The following is a 22,798-nucleotide window of genomic DNA, read 5'->3' as shown; positions in this document are numbered from 1 at the left end:
ATGGCAGACCACCGCGGATTGCGCGACGGGTGCGCCGCGCGAGAGCGCGTCAGAGTCGCGCGAACGCCCCGGGGGAGACCTCGGCGGTGCGCGTCCTGCCGCCGGGCAGCTCGACCTCCACCGTGCGAGCACGGTGATCGAGGTTCGCCACGAGCACGACGGCCCCCTGTGCGGTGCTCGCGCCCAGGGCCCAGACAAGGCCGTCGGGAGATTCGCCACGGAGGCCCGCGTCACCGCCCAGCTCGGCCAGCGCGGTGACCGCGTCGAGCACCGGCCGCGACGAGCCGTCCGCCGCGCGCACCCCTCGCGGCCCCCACTCCTCGAAGTAGGCGAGGGTCGCGACGCCGGGCACGGCGAGGGCTGCCGCGCTCGCGACGGTCCACGCGGCGAGTTCCGGAGCGCCGATGCGGGCGTCGGCGGAATCGATGAGCGCGGCGCCGTAGCCCTCGCGCAGATCGTCGTGGGCGGGCCTGGGCGGCGGCGTCGTGGCCACGTTGTTGAAGTGCGGACGCAATGAGATCGGGCCGATGTGGACCGGATGCCCGGCGGCGATCTCGACGCCCTGTGCCGCGACGAGCCGCTGGACCGGCAGCGACTCGACGAGCTGCGCCGTGGTGAGGCTGTGGAACAGCGGCGTGACGCTGAACACGATGCCGTCGAGACCGCGAGGCAGGCGAGGGTGCTCGCGGTTCAGCTCGGTGAAGTGCGAGCGTGCCCCGCCGGCCACGTCGACTTCGAGTCCCGCCTCTGCGAGGGCGTGGCGCAGCAGCGCGATCGCCTCAAGGTCGGACACGTCCCGGGAAGGCCCGGACGGCCAGAAGGCCGTGACGCGGGCGACGGGAAGGGCCCGCAGCGCGTAGACGGCCTCGTCGATGCTCGCGGGGTCCGACTCGTCGAGCACGAAGCGCACGTCGAGCGCGCGGCGCGCATGGTCGGGCCGGCTCGCATCCGGCCGCCGCCGGACGGGCGCGCTCCGGTGCGGGCCAGCGGCGCGGTCGAGGGCAGCGCGCCAGTTGCGGGTGGCGAGGTCGAGCTCGACGAGCACGGTCGCCGGCCAGGGGGTGTCGATGGCCGGCGACTCGTCCTCGGGGGCCGGGTCCGCTGCCGTCGATGCCGCTGTGCCGATGTCCGGGAGCGGCGGCCCTTCGACGAGCCGGATGCGGGTCACGCGATTCCGCTCGGGAGCGATCGAGGTGCCGGACACGGCGGTGTCCACCGACTGCACCACGCGCTCACCGGCGGCGAGCGTGTAGGGGAAGGGCAGCGCGAGCGGACGGCTGTACGTCTTGTACGAGGCATCCGTCCAGTTGCGCTGATCCTCCATCTCGAACACGTCGCCGGTGAACCGCACATCGACCTCGAGTCCGTCGTGCGACCACGACAGGCCGGCGATGTCCAGGGCCGGCTGGTGCGGGGTGATCCGCACCGGGAACCGCGAGTCCGCGATCGTCCCATCCGAGTGGCGGACGTGCATCGTCGTGCCGGCGAGTCCGGGCGGATGCAGCACGACGAGCCCCGTGCGGTTGGTCGCGAACGCGCTCTGCGACTCCAGGTCGGTAAGCACCCTCAGACGGCCGGGACCGCGCACCTCGGCCCGCACGATCCCGCTCAGCTCAGCACCGAGGCTGCTCGATCGCACGTGCAACGTCACGGCGAGATCGCTAGAGTCGATCCGGTCGACCGTGAACGCGGCGGTGTCCCAGTTGCGATCGCGGACGACCGCGCGCACCGAGCGCAGCACCACGCCTCCCTCGTACGCGATGTCGGCGAGTTCGTCGTCGCGCACCTCGAGCGTCCAGGGCCCGCTTCGCCAGGGCCTGCTGCGCCCGGGCACCACGGGGTCGCTGCTCCACAACTCGGTCATGCGTCCCATCCTCGTCTTCATGTGGCGGATTCGGCGCCCGGTCGCAGGATGCCGCCGAGGTGGCCGTCGTGACCGGGTGCCGGACTTGTGCAGGACGAGGTTCGACGGCACCTCGAGCAGGTGCAGCCGATGAAGAAGACGCCTGATGCGAAGCCGGACTGCGCGGCGCGGCCAACCGGTTGACCAATGCAAGCAGCAGTCGGAAGCCGTGAACACCGGACTGTCGTACGTTGTTCGCATGCCGCCTATCCCGACGACTGCTCGGCCGAGATCACCACCACGCTCGGCGCGCTGCCCAGCGGCACGCCGGTGCCGAACACCGCTTTAGCCGTAAGGAGACGCGATGCCGCGCAATTGGGCTGAACCTACGAGTACACCGCGCCGCGGATCGTCGACGCGACGTCGGTCGACGATGTGCGCCGGGTGCTCCGCGAGCCGGGGGCGCGTCCGTGCCCTGGGCACGCGCCATTCGTTCACCGATCTGCCCGACACGACCGGCACGCTCGTCGACGTGACCGGCCGTGGGTACTGCGGCTGCCGCACTTCGCCTCGACGCCCAGCCCTCGTTCGGTGACGAGATCCAGAGCGAGTACTTCGTCGCCCACGCCGATGCGCCCGCCGCCCTGAACGCGGTGCGCGCGCTCGGTGACGGCATCCGTCCCCATCTCATCTGGACCGAGCTGCGCACGGCCGCGGCCAACGAGCTGTGGCTGAGCCCCGCCTACCGCCGCGACGTCGTGATCATCCACTTCACGTGGTTCACCCACCCCGACGAGGTCGCCGCCGCGCTCGGGCGCATCGAGGCGGCGCTGGAGCCGTTCGACGCGCGGCCGCACCCGGGGCAAGCTGCACGGCTTCGGCCGTGCCGACATGGGACGGGTCCACCCGCGGCTGGCCGATGCCCGCGCGGTGTTCGAGCGTCTCGATCCCGACGGGCGGTTCACCAACGCGCACCTCGAGCGCGTCGGGGTGCGCGAGCGGCGCTGACGCCGCGGGAACTGCGAAAGGGGAGATTCCCGCACGCCGGAGTGTGCGGCTTTCGCGCATCCACCGCCGGGGCGGCGGGGGAGGGGTCAGCTCGCGGCGCGGGTGCGCGCGGGCCTCTCGTCGTCGTCTCGGGGCAGCGGGATCGGCGTGGTGCCGGCGACCTCGTCGCTGAACTCTTCGGGGACGACGACGCTGAGCGGCCGCGTCTCGTCGAGTGTCAGGCGGAACCGCTTGCGCTCGTGGCGGTGCAGGCGGCCCGAGACGAGCAGCCACGTCGCACCGATCGCGAAGGCGACGAAAGCGGCGGCAGCGCCGACTAGGATCGCGACGCGGGGCCCGAACTCGGCGGCGACCCAGCCGACGATCGGCGCGCCGATCGGCGTCCCGCCCATGAGGATCGCCATGTAGAGCGCCAGCACGCGACCGCGCAGCGCCGGGTCGGTCGTGGTCTGCACGTAGCCGTTCGCCGTCGCCATCATCGTCACGACCGAGAAGCCCGTGAACACCAGCGTCGCCGCGTACAGCCAGTACGTCGGCATGAACGCGGACACCACCGCGGCGACCCCGAACATCGCCGTGCCTACGATGAGCACGCGCAGGCGGGCCCGATCGCGGCGGGCGGCCAGCAGCGCGCCGGCGACCGAGCCGATGGCGAGGATCGAGCTGAGCAGACCGAAGCCGTCGGCCTCCTTGTCGAACTCGACCGCCATCGTCGACGCGAGGATGGGGAAGTTCATGCCGAACGCCCCGATGAGGAAGACCATGGCGAAGGTCACGATGAAGTCGGGACGACGGGCGACGTACCTGACGCCGTCGGCCAGGCGCGACGACTGCGGCGCCTTCACGCGCGGCACCAGCTCGTTCGTGCGGATCAGGACCAGGGCGCCGAGCATGGCGAGGAAGGTCACGGCGTTCGCCACGAACACCCAGCCGGTGCCGATCGCGACGATCACGATGCCCGCCACCGCGGGGCCGATCATCCGCGCGCCGTTGAACGACGCCGCGTTCAGCGCGACGGCGTTGGAGGCGTTCTCTCGTGCGACGAGGTCGGAGACGAACGCCTGGCGTGCCGGGTTGTCGAACGCGGCGACCACGCCCAGAGCGAGCGCGAAGCCGTACATGATCGGCAGGGACATCGCGCCGGCGAAGATGAGCGCGCCGATGGCGACGCCGAGCAGCAGCAGCAGGCTCTGCGTGAGGAGAAGGAGCTTGCGGCGGTCGAAGCGGTCCGCGACGAGCCCGGTGACGCCCACCAGCAGCAGCGGTGGAGCGAACTGCAGCGCCATCGTCACGCCCATGGCGGCGGCGTCGTTCGACGTCAGCTCGGTCAGCACGACCCAGCTGATGGCAGTCGCCTGCATCCATGCGCCGATGTTCGACACCAGGGCGCCGATGAACCAGACGCGGTAGTTGAAGGCCGAGAACGACCGGAACATCGCGCTCATCGGTCGACCATCCGCTGCATGATCTCGGCGGCCGCGGCGATGGTGCCGCGCTCGGCGGGCGTGAGTTCCGCGAGGGATGCCTCGACCCACGCGTCGCGGCGGCGGGCCGTCTCTTCGACCACGGCTTCGCCGTCGGGCGTCAGCGAGATGACCACCTTGCGGCCGTCGCTCTCGTCGGCGGCGCGGACGATGTAGCCGGATTCCTGCAGGCAGTTGACCGTGCGGTTCATGGAGGGCGCCGACACACGCTCGCGCTCGGCGAGTTCGCCGAGGGTGTGCGCGCCGTGGACGCGCAGGGCTGCCAGCACGGCGAACTGGCCGTCGCTCATGGAGTCGACGGCACGCTGCGTGCGCATGCGCCGGGCGAGGCGGAACGTCGCGATCCGGAGCTGTGATGCGGCGGGCGACAGGTCGGGGTGGTCTCCCGCGTCGGCGGGAGAGGGAGTGGGGGTCGTCAGGGTTTCGTTGCTCATCCGGTTGTTTAGCTTAGCTTATTAGCTTTGCTAAAGAAAGTCTGCGGTTGCCGCGATGAGCGTGTGCGCGGGGCTTCGGTGTCTCGCACCTAGACTTCTGCGCATGCCCGAGTTCATCGATGCGTACGGCATCACGATCTTCTTCGACGTCCATCCGGCGAAGACCGAACCGCGGGCGGTCGTTCAGCTGCTGCACGGCGTCGGCGAGCATGCCGGACGGTACGCCGTGCTGATCGACGCGCTCACCACGAACGGCTACACCGTGTGGGCCGCGGACCACCGCGGCCACGGTCGCACCGGCATGCAGCAGCACGGCGGCGATGTCGCCCTGTTGGGGCACCTCGGTCCCGGCGGCCTGCGCGCGGCGCTCGCCACGATGTGGCAGTTCACCGAGCAGATCCACGCCGAGAACCCCGGATTGCCGCTCGTGCTGCTCGGTCACTCCGGCGGCTCCGTGCTCGCCCAGATGCTGGTGAACGCGCATCCCGAGGCGTACGACGGACTGGTCCTGACCGGCTCCGCGCTGCGCATGCCGGGGTCGATCCACACAAGCGGACTCAATAAGCCGTGGGCGGGTCCCGACGCGACGGGAACCGAGTGGCTCTCGAGCGACCTCTCGGTGGGGCGGGCCTTCCTCGACGACCCCCTCACCACCAGCGAAGACCCGATCAAGCTGATCGGGGTGCTGGATTCGCTGCGCATGTATGGTCTGCCCCGTCGCAACCTCGGTCGCGACATCCCGACCCTCCTCATGGTCGGTCGGGACGACACGGTCGGCGGACCGCGCAGCGTGCACCGGCTCGCCGATGCGTATCGCACCCGCTCCGGATTCACCGACGTGACGACGCTCGTCTACCCGGAAGCGCGGCACGAGATCTTCAACGAGGTCATGCAGCAGGACGTCCGCGCCGACCTGCTCGCGTGGCTCGAGCGGATCGCTCCCTCGAGAGCCTGACCCGGACCGCTGCCCCGATGGCGCCTCCTGCCGGCCGATTCCACCGTTGACGACCGGCGCCGGATGAGTCAGCCTGGCCGCAGTGGTCACTGTGGGAGCGCTCCCACGCTGGTTTCGAAGTCCGGCGGGCCGTCGGTCCCGCAGTGCCGCTCCTCGGGCGACGGTGCCCGGAGGTCGACGACGACCAGGAGATCCACATGACCCACCCACCCGCCAGACTTCGCGCGCGGCCCCCACAGCGTGCCTGGGCACTGGGCGCCGCCGCCGCACTCGCGGTCGGGCTCGCCGTGCCGCTGAGCGCGACCGCGGCCGCCGCCGACGAACCGGACGGCGACCTCGTCGGCTCCGAGCTCTACGTCAACCCGTGGAGCACCACCCTCGAAGCGGCCCAGTCGCTCACCGGGCAGGCGCGAGACGACGCCCAACTGCTGGGCTCGATCCCGTCCGCGGACTGGTTCACCTCGGGCACGCCGGCCGACGTCGAGGCGGCCGTCGATGACGTGGTCACCGCCGCCGCCGCGCAGGGCCGCATGCCCGTGCTCGTCGCGTACAACCTCCCCTTCCGCGACTGCGCGCAGTACTCGGCGGGCGGAGCGGCGGACACCGCGGCGTACAACGCCTGGATCGACGGGTTCGCCGCCGGCATCGGAGATCGTGCCGCCACCGTGATCCTCGAGCCCGACGGCCTCGGCATCATCCCGCACCACGTCACGCTCGACGGGCAGATGGAGTGGTGCCAGCCGGCCGAGGTGCCCGCCGACACCGCCGCCGCCGACCGCTTCACCCAGCTGAACCACGCCGTGGATGCGATCGGCGCTCTGCCGGAGGCATCCGTCTATCTCGACGGCACCAGCTCGGCGTGGCTCAACGTCGGCGAGATCTCGGACCGTCTGATCAAGGCCGGCGTGCAGGACGCAGACGGATTCTTCCTCAACGCCCAACTACCAGTTCACGGCGAACAACACCGCGTACGGCACCTGGGTGTCGCAGTGCATCGCCTACGCCACGCAGGTCAACGCGGGCGACTTCGGCTCGTGCGGCAACCAGTACTGGAACGGCGGCCCCGCGACCGATTGGCAAGGTGTGGGCATGTCGCCGTACGGCGAATGGAGCGCGGATGCCGCCGACCCGGCGCTCAACACCAGCGGCGTCGACTCGCGCTACGCGGCGATCCTCGGCGATGTGGAGGCCACCACGCGCTTCGTCATCGACACCAGCCGCAACGGCCTCGGGCCCTGGGACCACGAAGGCCAGTACGGCGACACGCACGAAGACTGGTGCAACCCGCCGGACCGCGGCCTGGGCACCCGCCCCGACACGACGACGGGTACGCCCCTCGTGGACGCATACCTGTGGATCAAGGTGCCGGGCGAATCCGACGGCAAGTGCTACCGCGGCACGGCGGGCCCGCTCGATCCGGAGCGCGGCATGGAGGACCCCGCGGCAGGTCAGTGGTTCGTCGAGCAGGCGCGCGAGCTCATCGCTTTGGCCAACCCGCCGCTTGCGCCGCTCGACTGCCACGTCGAGTGGGTCGCCGACGGCGACGAGGATGCGTTCTCGGCGACGGTGCGCCTGTCGGGCGTCGTCGCCGACCGGTGGACGCTCGCGTTCGCCGTGCCCGACGGGCAGATCGTGACGAAGGCCACGCGCGCGACCGTCACCCAGGCCGACGGCATCGTGACCGTCAGCGGCGCGACCAAGAAGGGCGGCAAGGCGCCCGACACGGTGATCCACGCGAAGGGCGCGGCGAGCACGCCGTGGCAGTTCCTTCTCGACGGGCGGGCCTGCACCTCATAGCGAGGGACGCGCTGCACTCCAGAGAGGCGGCGATGACGGATGCCTCGGCCCGTCGTCGCCGCCTCTTACCAGTCCTGCGGGTGTCGCGTCCAGCCCCGGCCTGTTTCGGGGGCCCGGAGCCGCGCGTCGATAGGCTGACCGGCGCCGCGGCGGCTGCCGCGGCATCCCTCGCGAAAGGTTCCCCCCACCTTGATCACCCTCAGCTGGCTCCTGCTCATCGCGCTCATCGGCGGCGCGGTCGCCCTCTTCGACGGCATCCTCCGAGTGCGGGGCAAGGGCAACACCGTCGTCGGCATCATCGAGATCGTCGTCGCCGCGCTGTTCATACTGTCGCTGTTCCTGCCCGGCATTCCGTTCGGCTCGCTCGTGCTGGCGATCGCGACGCTCATCGTGATCGTCGTGGGGCTCCTGCTCCGCGGCCGTCAGGGCATCGGCATCGCGATCGCGGCCCTCGCGGTCATCGCACTGTGGATCGTGCTCGTCAACCGGTGGCTCGTCATCCCCGGGATCAACTGATCTCTCGGCCGGGCGTCGCCTTCGGGCGGCGCCCGGTCTCTGGGCGCGCCGGCAATAGGCTGAACGCATGCACGGCGAATACAAGGTGCCCGGCGGAAAGCTCGTCGTCGTCGACCTCGAGGAGCGCGACGGCCGCATCGCGGACTTCCACCTCGCGGGCGACTTCTTCCTGGAGCCGGACGATGCGCTCGACGACATCGACGCCGCGGTGAACGGACTGCCGATCGAGGCGGACGTCGCGGCCATCGCCGCCGCCGTGCGGTCCGCGCTTCCGAGCGGGGCGCAGCTGCTGGGCTTCACGCCTGAAGCGGTCGGCACCGCCGTACGCCGCGCCCTCGTCACCGCCCCCGGCTGGCACGACTTCGATTGGGAGATCGTCCACGACAAGCCGGTCTCGCCGCGCATGAACCTGGCGCTCGACGAGGTGCTCACCGGCCGCGTCGGCGACGGCCGGCGGCGCCCGACGCTGCGGATCTGGGAGTGGGACGAGAACGCCGTCGTGATCGGCTCGTTCCAGTCGCTGCGTAACGAGGTCGACCCCGACGGGGCCGCGAAGCACGGCTTCGACGTCGTGCGCCGCATCTCGGGCGGCGGCGCGATGCTCATGGGCGCCAACTCGATCGTCACGTACTCGCTGTACGTGCCCGCATCACTGGTCGCCGGTCTGACGTTCGCGGACTCGTACGCGTTCCTCGACGACTGGGTGCTGCAGGCGCTGCGGACCCTCGGCATCGACGCCACGTACCAGCCGCTTAACGACATCGCCTCGCCCCAGGGCAAGATCGGCGGCGCCGCGCAGAAGCGCCTCGCGAACGGGGGAGTGCTGCACCACGCGACCCTCAGCTACGACATGGACGGCAGGGTCATGACCGAGGTGCTGCGCATCGGCCGCGAGAAGCTCAGCGACAAGGGGACGACGTCGGCCGACAAACGCGTGGACCCGCTGCGCCGTCAGACCGGTCTTCCCCGCGAGGCGATCATCGCCAAGCTCGCGGAGACGTTCCAGAACCTCTACGGCGCCGTCGCCGGTCACATCACCGACGACGAGTACGCCGAGGCCGAGGCGCTCGTGGAGTCCAAGTTCGCGACCGACGCGTGGCTGCGCCGGGTCCCGTGACGGGCGGGGGCGCGTGACCTCGGCTGCGGGAGGAACTGATGCCGCGCCGGGCGGCCGCGCAGCGGCCCCCCGCTCCACCCCGGCGCCCGGCTCGGCGGCTCCCGGCTCCGTCGAAATCCACGAGGGCGACAATCTCGAGGTCATCCGGCGGCTGCCCGACGCCTCCTTCACCCTGATCTACCTCGACCCGCCGTTCAACACCGGCCGCCCGCAGGAGCGCTCGATCGAGACCGCCAGGTCGCGGCATCCGTCCCCCTCCCTATCACCCGACGTCCCCGCCCACTCCCTCTCGGCGAGACCCCAGCGGGCGGACGAGACGGTGGGGGATTTCCACGGTCTCGGCGACCCGGTGGGGTCTCGCGGGGTGGGTGGTGCGGGAGCGCCACCGATCGCAGCCGGCGTCGTGCGGCGCGGGTTCCATGGTCGCGAGTACGAGCGCATCCGCGGCGACCTGCGGGCCTACGACGACCGGTTCGACGACTACTGGGGCTTCCTCGAGCCGCGGCTGCTCGAGGCCTGGCGCCTGCTCGCCGAGGACGGCACGCTGTACCTGCATCTCGACTACCGCGAGGCGCATTACGCCAAGGTGCTGATGGACGCGCTGGTCGGGCGCGAGCGCTTCCTCAACGAGCTCATCTGGGCCTATGACTACGGCGCCAAGACGCGCAAGCGCTGGCCCACCAAGCACGACACGATCCTCGTGTACGTCAAGGATCCGAAGGCGTACTGGTTCGACTCGGATGCCGTGGACCGCGAGCCCTACATGGCGCCGGGGCTGGTCACGCCCGAGAAGGCCGAGCGCGGCAAGCTCCCGACCGACGTCTGGTGGCACACGATCGTGCCGACGACCGGGCGCGAGAAGACGGGCTACCCGACGCAGAAGCCCGAGGGCATCCTGCGACGGATCGTGCAGGCCTCATCGCGCCCGGGGGACCGGGTGCTCGACTTCTTCGCGGGCAGCGGCACCACGGGTGCGGTGGCGTCGGCGCTCGGCCGCGACGCCGTCCTCGTCGATCACAACCCCGAGGCGATCGCCGTCATGCGCGAGCGGATGCCGCACGCCCGCGTTTCGGGCGTGGAGGACGAGCAAACGCTTCCCTAGGCTGGAGGCATGCGCTTCGGTACCTTCATCCCCCAAGGCTGGCGATTCGATCTGGTCGGCATCGACCCCTCCGAGCACTGGGCGGTGATGAAAGGGCTGGCAGAGCGCGCCGACGCCGGTGCGTGGGAGTCGCTGTGGGTCTACGACCACTTCCACACGACGCCCGTGCCGAGCGAGGAGGCGACGCACGAGGCATGGACGCTGATGGCGGCGTTCGCGGCGTCGACCCACCGCATCCGCCTCGGCCAGATGTGCACGTGCATGGGCTACCGCAATCCCGCCTACCTTGCGAAGGTCGCCGCGACCGTCGACATCGTCTCGGGCGGCCGCACCGAGATGGGCATCGGCGGCGGCTGGTACGAGCACGAGTGGGAGGCGTACGGCTACGGCTTCCCGCCGGTTCCGGAACGGCTGCGGATGCTGCGCGAAGGCGTCGACATCATGCAGCAGGCGTGGACCACCGGCCGCGCCACCCTCGACGGGAAGCACTACCAGGTCGACGGCGCCCTCGTGCAGCCGCTGCCCCTCCAGAACGGTGGCATCCCCATCTGGGTCGCCGGCGGCGGCGAGAAGGTGACGCTCAAGATCGCGGCGAAGTACGCGTCGTACACGAACTTCGCCGGCTCGCTCGACGACATCGACCGCAAGAGCGCGATCCTCCGCGAGCACTGCGACGCCCTCGGCCGCGACTTCTCGGAGATCACCCGCAGCTCGAACTTCAACACGATCGTCGGCGCGACCGAGGCCGAGGCCCACGAGCGTCTCGCGGCAGTCAAGGCTCGGGTCCTCCCGTTCGTCGGGCAGGAGCGCGCCGACCAGATCGAGCACGACTACGTGAGCTCGCCCGCCTTCGGCGCGGTCGAGCAGGTGGTCGAGCGTCTCGCCGAGCGCGAGCGGCACGGCATCACCTACGCGATCCACTACTTCCCCGAGGCGGCCTATGACCTCTCGGGCATCGAGCTCTTCGAGCGCGAAGTGCTGGCCGCGCTGGCCTGACGCGCCAACTCCGCAGAATCACCCCGGATATGCGGCGATCGGCTCGAATCCTGCCGGGTTCGCGCGATTCTTCGGAGTTCGTGTGGCGTGCGGGGCGCGGTCGTCGGGTCAGACGAGGGTGCGGACGCTGCGGTAGCCGTCGGCGATGACATCGGGAGCGGATGCCGCGCCTCCGAACACGCGTGTCGTCCCGGGTGCGTCCGACCAGGCGCGCCACCCGGGGGCGTCGCCCCGGATGAGGGCGACCGCGGCGCCGTGGATCGCGTCGGAGAGTCGCCGCGGGGGAGCGTCGCCGGCGATCGCGGCCACATGAGGCTCGTCGAGGCAGTCGAACCAGAACGGCACGTCCAGGCAGTGCAGCGCCCACCGCCGGGTCGGCGAGGGCCAGGAGAAGCGGTACACCCACGTCGGTGCGGCCCCGCGCGCGTCGGCGACCTTCACGACCGTCGAGCGGAAGACCACGTCGGTGACGTAGCGGCCGAGGACCGCTGCCGTCCCCTTGCGGCGCTGTGCCGCATTGTCGGTGAGGTAGGCGCGTCGGCGATCGCGGGGCACGTCGAGCTTCGCAAGTGCCTGGCCCGCGGGGATGAACCGGAGCTTGCGCTGGGCCGAGTCGAGCACCATCGTGAACTCGTCGTCCGTCGTGCCGAGCACGAGGGGCTTGTCGGCCCCCGCGCCGGAGCGCAGCGCGGCGATCGTGGGATCGGGGACGAGGTCGCCGTCGATCATCGGACCCCACGAGAGCCCGTCGTCCAGCAGCCCTCGCACACCGGCGAGGCGATCGGCCGATTCGGGCTCGACAGCCTTCGACTGGAGGGCGTGCAGGGTCTCCTCCGGTACGGAGGCGAAGCCCTCGCGCGTCGGCGCGACGCCGGCGAGACGAGCGAGCCTCGCCGATGCGGTGCGAGCACGCTCGGACGAGACGTCCGCCAGTGCGCCCGACAGCGCCCACACGGAATGGAACAGATGCTGCGCGGCGGGCATTGCGAGCAGTCGGAGCACCGCGCCTCCGCCGGCGGACTGCCCCGCGATCGTGACGTGCGACGGGTCGCCCCCGAATCTCGCGATGTTGTCCTGCACCCACTGCAATGCGGCGAGCCAGTCCCGCACGCCACGGTTCGACGGTGCGCCGTCGATGTGCCCGAATCCGTCGAAGCCGAGGCGATACGAGATCGTCACCGTGACGACGCCGTCGCGGTTGAAAGCGAGGCCGTCGTACCAGGGGCTCGCCGGAGACCCGGAGACGTAGCCCCCGCCGTGGATCCAGACGAGAACAGGGAGCGCGGTATCCACCACGCCCGGAACGGGCGTGAACACGTTGACGTTGAGCGTCGCGTTGCCGGGCACGGACGGCTCCGGAATGAGGGTGATCCCCGCGTCGCCGCGCTGCGCGGTCGCACCGAACTCGAGTGCGTCCCGCACACCCTCCCATGGTTCGGGCGGCACGGGCGCCTCGAATCGCAGTGCCCCGACCGGGGCCTTCGCGAACGGAATGCCGAGGAACGCGGCCGATCCGCCCGATCCGGGTTCGCCCCGCCAGAGGCCGCGAACCCTTCCCGTGACGGTGTCGGCCTCCACGTAACGCGTCGTCGCCGTGTCTGGGCTCGAAGGCGCGGAGACTGCGGGCGACGTGCCGGCAGCTGCCGGCGGGGGCGTGGGGTTCATGGCTTCTCCGGCGTGAGCAAGTCGAACAGGGCGCCGACGGTCGCGGCCATGTCGACGTCGGGCTCCAGTATCCACTGCACCTGCATGCCGTCCGCGACCGCCTGGAAGATGCGGGCGAGCGCCTCGGGTTCGATGCGGCTGTCGAGCCTGCCCGCCGCTTGCTGGGCGGCGATCGCCGCCGCGAAGGATCCGCGCAGGTTCTTGCCGCGCGCGAGGAAGAACTGGTGCGCGGGGTGCTCCGGATCCGCCGCGTCGACCGACAGCCGTGCGAAGAGATGCACCAGGCCGGGGACGTCGGCGTTGTGGCCGATGACGCCGAGAAAGCCCGCGCGGATGTCGCCCTGCTCGGCGTCCTCGACCCGCGGGGCGCCGTGCTCGAGATCGACTCCCAGGCCCTGGTCGAGCGAGTCGATCTCGTCGCGCTTGCGCAGGATCTCGGTGAAGAGATCCTCCTTGCTGTCGAAGTAGTGCAGGAGTCCGGCCTGGCTGAGGCCCACGGCATCCGCGAGCTCCTTCACCGACGCGCCGCGGTAGCCCTCGCGGGCGATCACGTCGAGGGCGCGCGTGAGGATCTCCTCCCGCTTCGCGACGCCCTTGGCGTAGGAGCCGCGTCGTCCGGTACCGCTCTCGGTCATAGGAGAAGTAAACCCGAATATCGCTTGATTTCTCAAAACCAAATGACATAAGGTTTTGCCGAGTGCGCTCACCGTCGAGCCCATGTCATCTGAAGCAGGGACCTGGTCATGACAGTGCCGTCGGACGACACCGCGTCCTCGGCATCCTCGGCGCGCTGGCCGTCTGGCCGAGCAAGGCCGTCCGCTGAACCGCGGCCACAGGCTTCCACACCCCGAAGAAAAGGAACTCCATGAGCATCCCCGATGTCACGGAACTGACCCTCGAAGAGAAGGCGTCGCTGACCAGCGGCGCGAGCTTCTGGTACACCAAGCCCGTCGAGCGAGTGGGCGTGCCCGCGATCATGGTCACCGACGGCCCGCACGGCCTGCGCAAGCAGCGCGAGGGCGGTGACCACCTGGGCATCGGCGACAGCGTGCCCGCCACCTGCTTCCCGCCGGCCGTCGGCCTCGGCTCGTCGTGGGACGTCGAGCTCATCCACCGCGTCGGCGAGGCGCTGGGCGCCGAGACGTCGATCGAGAACGTCGCGGTGCTGCTCGGCCCCGGCATCAACATCAAGCGCTCGCCGCTGTGCGGCCGCAACTTCGAGTACCTCTCCGAGGACCCGATCGTCTCGGGTGTGCTGGGCGCCGCGATCGTGAACGGCATCCAGTCGCAGGGCGTGGGCACCTCGCTCAAGCACTTCGCGGCCAATAACCAGGAGAACGACCGCATGCGGTCCTCGTCCGACGTCGACCCGCGCCCGCTGCGGGAGATCTACCTGCGCGGGTTCCAGCGGGTCGTCGAGGACGCCCAGCCCTGGACCGTGATGTGCTCGTACAACCGCATCAACGGCGTGTACGCCTCGGAGGACCCGTGGCTGCTCACCCAGGTGCTGCGCGACGAGTGGGGCTTCGAGGGTCTCGTGGTCTCGGACTGGGGTGCGGTCAACGAGCGCGTGCCGGGCCTCGCCGCCGGCATGGACCTCGAGATGCCGTCATCCAACGGCGTCACCGACGCGCAGATCGTCGCGGCGGTGCAGGACGGCTCGCTCGACGAGTCGGTGGTGGATGTCGCGGCCGGGCGTGTGCTCGACCTCGTGCGCAAGGCGACCGACGGTGCCGGCGCCATCGCGGGACCGCTCGACGTCGACGCCCACCACGCGCTCGCGCGGGAGGCCGCCGGCCGCTCCATCGTTCTCCTCAAGAACGACGGGGTCCTGCCGCTGGCGAAGAACGCGAGGCTCGCCGTGATCGGCGAGTTCGCCGCGAAGCCGCGCTTCCAGGGCGCGGGTTCGTCGATGATCAACCCGACGCGCCTCGACACCGCGCTCGACGAGATCCGCGCGCTCGCCGCCGGTGAGGTCGCCTACGCGCAGGGGTTCAGCAACGCGCTCGACGTCTCGGACGACCAGACCGCGGCGCTGCGCGCGGAGGCGGTGGCCGCGGCATCCGCTGCCGACGTGGCCGTCGTGTTCCTGGGACTGCCCGCCCGTCTCGAGTCCGAGGGCTACGACCGCGACGACATCGACCTGCCCGCCGCGCAGCTCGCCCTGCTGGACGCGGTGCTCGCGGCGAACGCGAACACCGTCGTGGTGCTCTCGAACGGCGGCGTCGTGGCGCTGCCGTTCGCCGACCGCGTGCCGGCGATCCTGGAGGGCTGGCTGCTCGGTCAGGCCGGCGGCGGTGCGACCGCCGACGTGCTGTTCGGCGCCGTCAATCCGTCGGCCAAGCTGACCGAGACGATCCCGGTGCGGCTCGAGGACACCCCGGCGTTCCTCGACTTCCCCGGCGAGTTCTCGCACACCCGCTACGGCGAGGGCCTCTTCGTCGGCTACCGCTGGTACGACGCGCGCCGTCTCGAGGTAGGGTTCCCCTTCGGCCACGGACTGTCGTATACGACGTTCTCTTACGCGGATGCCGCGGCGGTCGTCGACGCGGACGGCGACGTCGCGGTGACCGTTGCCGTCACCAACACCGGCGATCGCGCCGGCCGCGAGGTCGTGCAGGTCTACACGTCGCTCGCGGACTCGGCGGTGCAGCGTGCGCCGCGCGAGCTCAAGGCGTTCGCCTCGGTCGCGCTCGAGCCGGGCGAGACCCAGGTGGTCACGCTCACGGTGCGCCGCAAGGATCTCGCCTACTGGGACGTCCGCGCCGACCGCTGGGTCGTCGAGGGCGGCGAGTACGCCGTCGACATCGCGGCGTCGAGCCGCGACATCCGCTCGTCCGTGTCGGTGGCGGTCGACGGCGACGCGTTCACGCTGCCGCTGTCGCGCACGTCGTCGATGGGCGAGGTGCTGGCTCACCCGATCGCCGGGCCGATCGTGCAGGCCGCGATGGCCCAGATGCTCGGCGGCGTCAGCGACAGCGCGGCGTCGATCATGCCCGAGGGCGTCGACATGTCCAAGATGATGGAGTCGTTCCCGGTCGGCCGCATCGGCATGATGGGCGCCCTCGCGGGCGACGGCGAGGGTGTCGGCCCCGAGATGATCGACGGCCTCATCGCGATGGCGAACGCCGGCGGCGCGCCGCAGCAGGTCTGACACGCGCCACAGGATGCCCCGGCACCGAGCCCCGCGCGGGCACGATGCCGGGGCATCCGTCGTCTCGGCGTGCCCCTTGCCGCGGATGCGGAGGCGCGATGCCGGGGCATCCGTCGTCCGCGCCGGGCGCCCACCAGCCGGTGGCGCCGGGCGCCCACCAGCCGGTGGCCGCCCGTTCGGTTCGACGACACCGCGCGTTCACCAGCCCTTCGCACACCGTCGAGACGCTGGGCCGAACCCGAACCCCCCTCGTCGAAGGTGACCGCCGATGCGATCTCATCCGTCTTCCCACGCGCGTGTGCGCGCCCTCGTCGCCGTCGCGGCCGTGGCCTCGCTCGCGGCCGTTCCGGTCGTGGTGGCACCGGCGGCCTTCGCCGTCGAGCCCCCCGCGATCGTGAGTGAGATCGAGGCCGCCGTCGTCGGTCTCGAGCCGACGAGCGCCGGTGCTGCGATCGTGATCAACGAGGTCAACTCTGACCCCGGCGACTGGATCGAGCTCACCAACATCGGCAGCGACGCCGTCGACCTCTCGGGCTGGCTGCTCGCCGACAACGCCCGCCTCACCGACGCCACCCACCTGCAGTCGATCGCGGCCGGGACCACGCTCCAGTCCGGCGGCTTCCTGAAGCTCGATTACACCGCCGCCGGGCTCGGCAAGGGCGACGAGACGAACCTCTACCTCCCCGACGCGACGACGCTCGTCGACACCACCACGTGGCCGGCCGGCACCCACGCCACCTCGTGGGGTCGCTGCGCCGACGGCACTGGCGACTTCCAGGCGACCACGCCGACCCCGGGCGCCGCCAACGTGTGCGGGACGACGACGCCGCCGCCGGCGCCGGCACTGGACCCGAACTGGGACGACATCGAGATCAACGAGATCGCCTCGCTCAATGACGACGACACGGGCAACCCGGGCTTCGGCGATGCTGTCGAACTGGTCAACACCGGCACGCACGACGTCACGATCGAAGGCTGGTACCAGACCGACAGCGGTGCGGCCACAGGCGCGTCGCCGCTGACCCTGGCGGATCTCACGACCTGGGACGGCGACTCGCTCGAACCGGCCGGCTCATGGATCATCCCCGCCGGCGGGTATGTCGCATTCTCCTCGAAGAAGGGCCTTTCTGGAGAGGGCGATGCCGTCAAGATCTACGGCCCGGGCGCTGACGCGGCGACGCGCCAGCTCGTCGACGAGCAGGCATACGGCGACGGCGACGCCGGTGTATCCGACACGTACGACTCCGATGCGCGTGCCTTCGCGGCCTGCCCGGACGCGTCCGACGAGTTCTGGCGCGTGACCGAGAACAGTTTCGGGCAGGACAACACCTCGTCGTGCGCGACGAAGTCCCGCCGTCTGGATACGCCGGTCGTCCTCAACGAGGTCTCGAACGTCGGCGGAAAGGCCGAGCTGCTCAACACCGGGTCGGGGTCGGTGGACATCTCGGGCTGGGAGCTGCGGGATGCGCAGGATGCCGTGGTCCACACCGTTCCCGCCGGCACCGTGCTCGCGGCCGGCGCGTTCTACGTCGCGGACGACATCGCCGGGCTCGACAGCGCCGACGCGCTCACCATCCGCCGCGCGGAAGACGGCGCGAGCGTGATCGCGCACACCTGGTACGAGGACGGCATCGCGTCCTACAGCCGCTGCGATCTGTTCGGGACGGTGTCGTACGTCGAGACGCCGACCGCGACCTGGGGTGCGGCGAACGCCTGCCCGGGCTTGAGCACCGAGACCTGGCCGGGCGCCGCCACGGTGTCGGTCGTCGACGCGGTCGACGCCTTCACCGATCTCGACGCGAACGATGAGGGCGACGTGTCAGGCGCGGCGTTCGACCCCTCCGATCCGAGCATCCTCTGGGTGGTGATGAACAAGGGCCGCCTGTTCAAGATGCACGCGGTGAACGGTGTCTACGAGTCGTTCCCCGAGTGGGTCGGCGGCATCCCGCTCCGCTTCGCGGACGGTGGGGGCGAGCTGGACTCCGAGGGCATCACGGTCGCCCCCGACGGCGCGGTCTACATCACCTCGGAGCGCGACAACGGGCGCGCGAAGGACACGTCGTCGAACAAGATCGCCCGGTTCGATGTGAGCGCCGTGATGGCGACGACCACGGAGCTCGTCGCGACGCGTGAGTGGGATGTGAACGAGTTCGTCACGACCGGCACCAACCTCGGACTCGAAGGCATCACCTACGTGCCTGACGCGTTCCTGGTCGCATCCGGCTTCGAGGTCGACGGCACCGCGTACGCGGCGTCGGACTACGTCACTCCCGGGCTGTTCGTGACGGCGGTGGAGGCCACCGGCGCGCTGCACTTCTTCTCCCTCGCCGCCGGCGCCGCGCCCGTCGAGGTGAAGGTCGAGAGCTCGGGCTTCCCGTGGTCGATGGACGTCGCCTACGACGCGGATCGCGGCGCGCTGTGGGCCCTGTGCGACGACGGCTGCGGCGGCGTCTACAACCTCCTCGACGTCGTCGACGGAGACTTCGAGGTCGCGCACTCGTACGCCCGCCCCGCCGGGATGCCGAATCTCAACAACGAAGGCATGGCCGTCGCCCCGGCGTCCACGTGCGCGGACGGCTTCCAGGAGGTCGTATGGGCCGACGACGGTGACACCGACGGCCACTCGCTGCGCGCGGGCACGCTCCCGTGCCCGTCGACGGACGAGCCGGGTGGACCGGGAGAGCCGACGCCGACCCCGACGCCGGGCGCCCCGGCGACCCCCGGGCCGGCGCCGGACGGACAGCTCACCGACGCGACGCGTGGGTCGGTCGACGCACCGGCGACGGCCGCGGCAGGGCAGACGGTGACGCTCTTCGTCGGCACGCAGTACGCCGGCGACACCGTCTCGGTGTGGCTGCACTCCACTCCGATCTCGCTCGGCGCCCACGTGGTGAGCGCGGCGGGCACGGTGACGGTGACCCTGCCGGCGGGCGTCGCCCCGGGCGAGCATCGGCTGGTCGTCCTGGATGCCGACGGCAACGTGATCGGCTGGACCGAGGTGACCGTGACTGGGTCGCTGGCGGCGACTGGCGCCGACGGTGCCGGGCTGGCCGCGACTGCGGGGCTCGCCGCCGCGCTGATCGGCGCGGGCGTTCTCACGGTCGTGCTGCGCCGCCGCCGCGCGCACGCCTGACACGAGAACGACGATGCCCCGGCACCTGGTGCCGGGGCATCGTCGCGTGGGGGATCAGCTGTTGAGGAAGGCCAGGAGCGCCTCGTTCACCTCGGCGCCGTGGGTCCACAGCAGGCCGTGCGGGGCACCCTCGAGCTCGACGTAGGTCGCATCGGGCAGGAGGTCCTTGAACCGCCGCGCGGTCACGTCGATCGGCAGGATGTTGTCGGCGGTGCCGTGGAGGATGAGCGTCGGCACGTCGATGGCCGGGATGTCGGCGCGGAAATCGGTCGGCCACGTCAGCGGCGCCGCGGCGACCGCGGTGTTGCCGGCGAGGTTCGCGATCTGCGCGCTGCCCTCCAGCGCCTCCTGCGAGATGCGCGTGCCGAGGTTGTCGTCGAGGTTGTAGAAGTCCTTGAAGAAGCCGGCCATGAACGCGTAGCGGTCGTCGCGCACGGACTGCGCGATGCCGTCGAAGAACCCCTGGGGGCCGGCGCCACCCGGGTTGTCCTCGGTCTTGAGCAGGTACGGCTCGAGAGAGCCGAGGAATGCCGCCTTCGCGATGCGAGCGCTGCCGTAGCGCGACAGGTAGCGGGCGATCTCGCCGGTGCCCATCGAGAAGCCCACGAGGACAGCGTCGCGCAGGTCCAGGTCCTCGATCAGGGCGTGGAGGTCGGCCGCGAACGTGTCGTAGTCGTAGCCCGCGCCGGCCTTGGTCGATGCGCCGAAGCCACGGCGGTCGTACGCGATCACGCGGTAGCCGGCATCCAGCAGCGCCGCCTGCTGCTTGCCCCACGACTCGCCGTTCAGGGGGAACCCGTGGATCAGCACGACAGGCTGCGCGTCGGCCGGTCCTTGGTCGGTGTAGTAGAGGTCGATGTCGACCGAGTTCTCGGTTCCGACGGTGATGTACGCCACGATCGCTCCTTACGTGCGCGGATCGGATGCCCGCGCACCAGGTTCGACGCTAGAGCGCCCCGATCCATTCCCGCCACACCTTGCGCGCCGTGCGTCGCCCCTTCCCCAACGTTCACTTGCGCTGAACGTACGCGCCCACGTGGAATCGGCGTACGTCCAGCGCAAGTGAACGGGGGCCCGGGGCGCGCGGCGCGCGGCGGCGCAGGACGAAGAGGCGAGCGGCGCGGGGGTGCGGCGCGCGGAACGCGAGGGGCGGTGATCAGTCGCGGGCGGCGCCGGCGGACGGGGTCACGCTGAAGATCGTGGGGGCGGCGAAGCCGGCCGATGCGAAGGCGGCGGTGGTGGCATCCGTCACGGCCTGCACCCGATCGCGGGCGACCAGGGCGATCGCGGCGCCGCCGAAGCCGCCGCCGGTCATGCGGGCGCCGACGGCGCCGGCGGACAGCGCCGCCTCCACCGCGGTGTCGAGCTCGGGCACCGAGATCTCGAAGTCGTCGCGCATCGAGGCGTGCGACGCGACGAGGAGGTCGCCGATTGCGGTCGGGCCCTGCTCGCGGATGGTGCGCACGGTGTCGAGCACGCGCTGGTCCTCGGTGACGACGTGGCGCACGCGGCGGAAGGTCACGTCGTCGACGATCTCGGCCAGGCGCGGCATGTCGTCGAGGGTCACGTCGCGCAGGGCGGGAACCCCGAGCGCTGCGGCTCCGCGCTCGCAGGCCGCCCGGCGCTCTCCGTAGCCGCCGGTCGCGTGCGAGTGCTTCACGCCGGTGTCGATGACGACGAGCTCGAGTCCGGCATCCGCGAATCCGAGGTCGATGACCTGGGCGTCGAGCGAGCGGCAATCGAGGAAGATCGCGGCGTCGGCGCGGCCGAGGAGCGCCGCCATCTGGTCCATGATGCCGGTGGGCGCGCCGACGGCCTCGTTCTCGGCGCGGCGGCCGACCTTCGCCAGCGCGACGCGGTCGAGGCTGATTCCCCACGCGTCGGCGAGGGCGACGGCAGTCGCGCCCTCGATCGCCGCCGACGACGATAGCCCCGCGCCCACGGGCACGTCGGAGGCGAAGGCGAGGTCGACGCCGGGGACGATCGACGGGTCGGTTCCGGATGCCGCGAGCAGCGCCCACGCGACCCCCAGCGGGTAGCGGGCCCACTCCGGCACCTCGTCGCGTCGCCCGGGGAAGACCTCGGCGAGCTCTGCCAGGGCCAGCTCGGCGGTCGTGTCTTCGAAGGTCGAGGCGACGCGCACACGGAGGGCCCCGTCGGCGCGAGGCGCGAGCGCGACGTGCGTGCGGTGCTGGATGGCGAAGGGCAGCACGAAGCCGTCGTTGTAGTCGGTGTGCTCGCCGATGAGGTTCACGCGCCCCGGTGCCGACCAGGTGCCGATCGGCTCGGCGCCGAACCGTTCTGCGAAGATGGCGCGGGCAGCCGCGGCGGCGCGGGTGTCGGTGGCGGTCACAGCGACTCCTCGGGGATGGATGCGACGGCGTCGCGCAGCTTCGCGGCGGACGACTCGGGCGGGATGTCGCCGATCCAGGCGCCCATCGCGGCCTCGGATCCGGCGAGGAACTTGAGCTTGTCGGCGGCTCGACGCGGCGACGTGAGCTGCAGGTGCAGACGGGCGGTGTCGCGGCCGCGGTGCACCGGCGCCTGATGCCAGGCCGCGATGTACGGCGTCGGCGAGTCGTAGAGGGCGTCGAGCCCTCGCAGCAGACGCAGGTACAGGGGAGCGAGCTCGTCGCGCTCGGCACCCGTTGTCGCGGCGAAGTCGGCGACGTGGCGGTGCGGCAGCAGGTGGATCTCGATCGGCCAGCGCGCCGCGAACGGCACGAATGCGGTCCAGTGCTCGCCCTCGAGGATCACGCGCTCGCCGGCGCGCTCGAACGCCAGGATGCGCTCGAAGAGGTCGGGTCCTTCGCGGTCGATCGATGCCAGCAGACTGGTCGTGCGCGGCGTGATGTACGGGTACGCGTAGATCTGCCCGTGCGGATGGGGGAGCGTCACGCCGATCGCCTCCCCGCGGTTCTCGAACGGGAAGACCTGCTCGATGCCGGGGAGCGCCGACAGCGCGGCGGTGCGGTCGGCCCACGCCTCGATAACCGTGCGGGCGCGGGTGCTGCTGAGGGATCCGAACGATCCGGAGTGCTCGGGGCTGAAGCACACGACCTCGCAGCGGCCGACGCTCGTGCGCGTGCGGCCGAGGCCGGGAGTCACGAGGTCGTCGAGGTCGCGGGGCGCGTCTGCGCCGGCCGGGGCGTCGCCGTGGGCTTGCGCGAGCGCAGGCCCGAACGACGGCGACTTGTTCTCGAAGACGGCGACGTCGTACCGCGACGGGATCTCGGACGGGTTTGTCGGCGTCTGCGGTGCGAGCGGGTCGAGCTCGGCCGGCGGCAGGAATGCGCGGTTCTGGCGTGCCGCCGCGATCGAGACCCAGTCGCCGGTGAGCACGTCGCGACGCATGGTGGCCGTATCGGGCCGGGGGTCGAGCTCGCGTGTATCGACGGCGCGTTCCGCGCCGAGCGTCGTGCCGGGGTCGTCGTAGTAGATGAGGTCGCGGCCGTCCGCGAGCCGGGTCGGGCGCTTGATGACACCGGCGCCGAGCGCCTCGCCCGGGAGTTCGCGGGTAGACGGCGGAGGGTCGTCCAGAGGCGTGTTCACGTCAACACGCTAGCAAGTCAGCTATGTTGTCGTCAACATGGA

The 22,798-nt window shown here is 71.2% G+C and carries 16 protein-coding genes and 1 pseudogene; 9 read left to right on the top strand and 8 right to left on the bottom strand.

Features of this window, described 5'->3' with window-relative positions; genetic code table 11:
- Nucleotides 1-49: 49 nt before the first annotated feature.
- From MRBLWS13_RS10455 to MRBLWS13_RS10445, 3 genes are all read right to left on the bottom strand, one after another.
- Nucleotides 50-1,864 carry a hypothetical protein gene (locus MRBLWS13_RS10455; RefSeq protein ID WP_349425313.1) on the bottom strand — a complete coding sequence of 605 codons (1,815 nt, stop codon included), beginning with the start codon at nt 1,862-1,864 and terminating at the stop codon, nt 50-52.
- 1,073 nt (nt 1,865-2,937) lie between these two features.
- Nucleotides 2,938-4,296 carry an MFS transporter gene (locus tag MRBLWS13_RS10450; RefSeq protein WP_349425312.1) on the bottom strand — a complete coding sequence of 453 codons (1,359 nt, stop codon included), beginning with the start codon at nt 4,294-4,296 and terminating at the stop codon, nt 2,938-2,940.
- Nucleotides 4,293-4,769, bottom strand: coding sequence for a MarR family transcriptional regulator (locus MRBLWS13_RS10445; RefSeq protein ID WP_349425311.1), 477 nt, complete (start codon nt 4,767-4,769; stop codon nt 4,293-4,295). The genes MRBLWS13_RS10450 and MRBLWS13_RS10445 overlap by 4 nt, the downstream gene beginning before the upstream one ends.
- Nucleotides 4,770-4,872: 103 nt before the next feature.
- On the opposite strand from MRBLWS13_RS10445, the gene MRBLWS13_RS10440 reads away from it, so the two are divergent.
- The 7 genes and pseudogenes from MRBLWS13_RS10440 to MRBLWS13_RS10410 all read left to right on the top strand — a co-directional run bounded on the left by MRBLWS13_RS10440 (nt 4,873) and on the right by MRBLWS13_RS10410 (nt 11,252).
- Nucleotides 4,873-5,724 (top strand): alpha/beta hydrolase, encoded by an 852-nt coding sequence (locus MRBLWS13_RS10440; RefSeq protein WP_349425310.1) that lies wholly within the window; start codon nt 4,873-4,875, stop codon nt 5,722-5,724.
- A gap of 197 nt (nt 5,725-5,921) precedes the next feature.
- A pseudogene (locus MRBLWS13_RS10435) lies at nt 5,922-6,599 on the top strand (glycoside hydrolase family 6 protein); the annotation flags it as partial.
- Between the two features lie 106 nt (nt 6,600-6,705).
- The gene (locus MRBLWS13_RS10430; RefSeq protein WP_349425309.1) at nt 6,706-7,521 is read left to right on the top strand and encodes a glycoside hydrolase family 6 protein; all 816 of its coding nucleotides are present in this window, start codon (nt 6,706-6,708) and stop codon (nt 7,519-7,521) included.
- Between the two features lie 189 nt (nt 7,522-7,710).
- Nucleotides 7,711-8,037: a hypothetical protein gene (locus MRBLWS13_RS10425; RefSeq protein WP_349425308.1), complete on the top strand. Its 327-nt coding sequence runs from the start codon at nt 7,711-7,713 to the stop codon at nt 8,035-8,037.
- 67 nt (nt 8,038-8,104) lie between these two features.
- Nucleotides 8,105-9,154, top strand: coding sequence for a biotin/lipoate A/B protein ligase family protein (locus MRBLWS13_RS10420; RefSeq protein WP_349425307.1), 1,050 nt, complete (start codon nt 8,105-8,107; stop codon nt 9,152-9,154).
- Between the two features lie 115 nt (nt 9,155-9,269).
- Nucleotides 9,270-10,256: a site-specific DNA-methyltransferase gene (locus tag MRBLWS13_RS10415; RefSeq protein WP_349429035.1), complete on the top strand. Its 987-nt coding sequence runs from the start codon at nt 9,270-9,272 to the stop codon at nt 10,254-10,256.
- Nucleotides 10,257-10,265: 9 nt separating this feature from the next.
- Nucleotides 10,266-11,252 carry an LLM class F420-dependent oxidoreductase gene (locus MRBLWS13_RS10410; protein WP_349425306.1) on the top strand — a complete coding sequence of 329 codons (987 nt, stop codon included), beginning with the start codon at nt 10,266-10,268 and terminating at the stop codon, nt 11,250-11,252.
- A 108-nt stretch (nt 11,253-11,360) separates the two neighbouring features.
- On the opposite strand, the gene MRBLWS13_RS10405 is transcribed toward MRBLWS13_RS10410, so the two are convergent.
- Both MRBLWS13_RS10405 and MRBLWS13_RS10400 read right to left on the bottom strand, forming a co-directional pair.
- Nucleotides 11,361-12,917: a carboxylesterase family protein gene (locus tag MRBLWS13_RS10405; protein ID WP_349425305.1), complete on the bottom strand. Its 1,557-nt coding sequence runs from the start codon at nt 12,915-12,917 to the stop codon at nt 11,361-11,363.
- Entirely contained in the window at nt 12,914-13,552 is a 639-nt protein-coding gene (locus MRBLWS13_RS10400; protein WP_349425304.1) for a helix-turn-helix domain-containing protein, read from the bottom strand. Before MRBLWS13_RS10400 ends, MRBLWS13_RS10405 begins: the two co-directional genes overlap by 4 nt.
- A 230-nt stretch (nt 13,553-13,782) precedes the next feature.
- On the opposite strand from MRBLWS13_RS10400, the gene MRBLWS13_RS10395 reads away from it, so the two are divergent.
- Nucleotides 13,783-16,071 (top strand): glycoside hydrolase family 3 C-terminal domain-containing protein, encoded by a 2,289-nt coding sequence (locus tag MRBLWS13_RS10395; protein WP_349425303.1) that lies wholly within the window; start codon nt 13,783-13,785, stop codon nt 16,069-16,071.
- A gap of 268 nt (nt 16,072-16,339) precedes the next feature.
- The gene (locus MRBLWS13_RS10390) at nt 16,340-19,204 is read left to right on the top strand and encodes a lamin tail domain-containing protein (RefSeq protein ID WP_349425302.1); all 2,865 of its coding nucleotides are present in this window, start codon (nt 16,340-16,342) and stop codon (nt 19,202-19,204) included.
- Nucleotides 19,205-19,258: 54 nt separating this feature from the next.
- Here the strand turns inward: MRBLWS13_RS10390 and MRBLWS13_RS10385 are convergent, their stop codons facing one another.
- The 3 genes from MRBLWS13_RS10385 to galT form a co-directional block, all read right to left on the bottom strand.
- Nucleotides 19,259-20,101: an alpha/beta hydrolase gene (locus MRBLWS13_RS10385; protein WP_349425301.1), complete on the bottom strand. Its 843-nt coding sequence runs from the start codon at nt 20,099-20,101 to the stop codon at nt 19,259-19,261.
- Nucleotides 20,102-20,360: 259 nt separating this feature from the next.
- Complete coding sequence (gene galK, locus MRBLWS13_RS10380; RefSeq protein WP_349425300.1) at nt 20,361-21,557, bottom strand: galactokinase; 1,197 nt, start codon at nt 21,555-21,557, stop codon at nt 20,361-20,363.
- The gene (gene galT / locus MRBLWS13_RS10375; RefSeq protein ID WP_349429034.1) at nt 21,554-22,744 is read right to left on the bottom strand and encodes a galactose-1-phosphate uridylyltransferase; all 1,191 of its coding nucleotides are present in this window, start codon (nt 22,742-22,744) and stop codon (nt 21,554-21,556) included. Before galT ends, galK begins: the two co-directional genes overlap by 4 nt.
- Between the last annotated feature and the right edge of the window lie 54 nt (nt 22,745-22,798).

Source organism: Microbacterium sp. LWS13-1.2 (assembly GCF_040144835.1).
Lineage (GTDB): Bacteria > Actinomycetota > Actinomycetes > Actinomycetales > Microbacteriaceae > Microbacterium.
The sequence above is the reverse complement of the archived record's forward strand: the minus strand, read 5'-3'. Positions and strand labels throughout refer to the sequence as shown.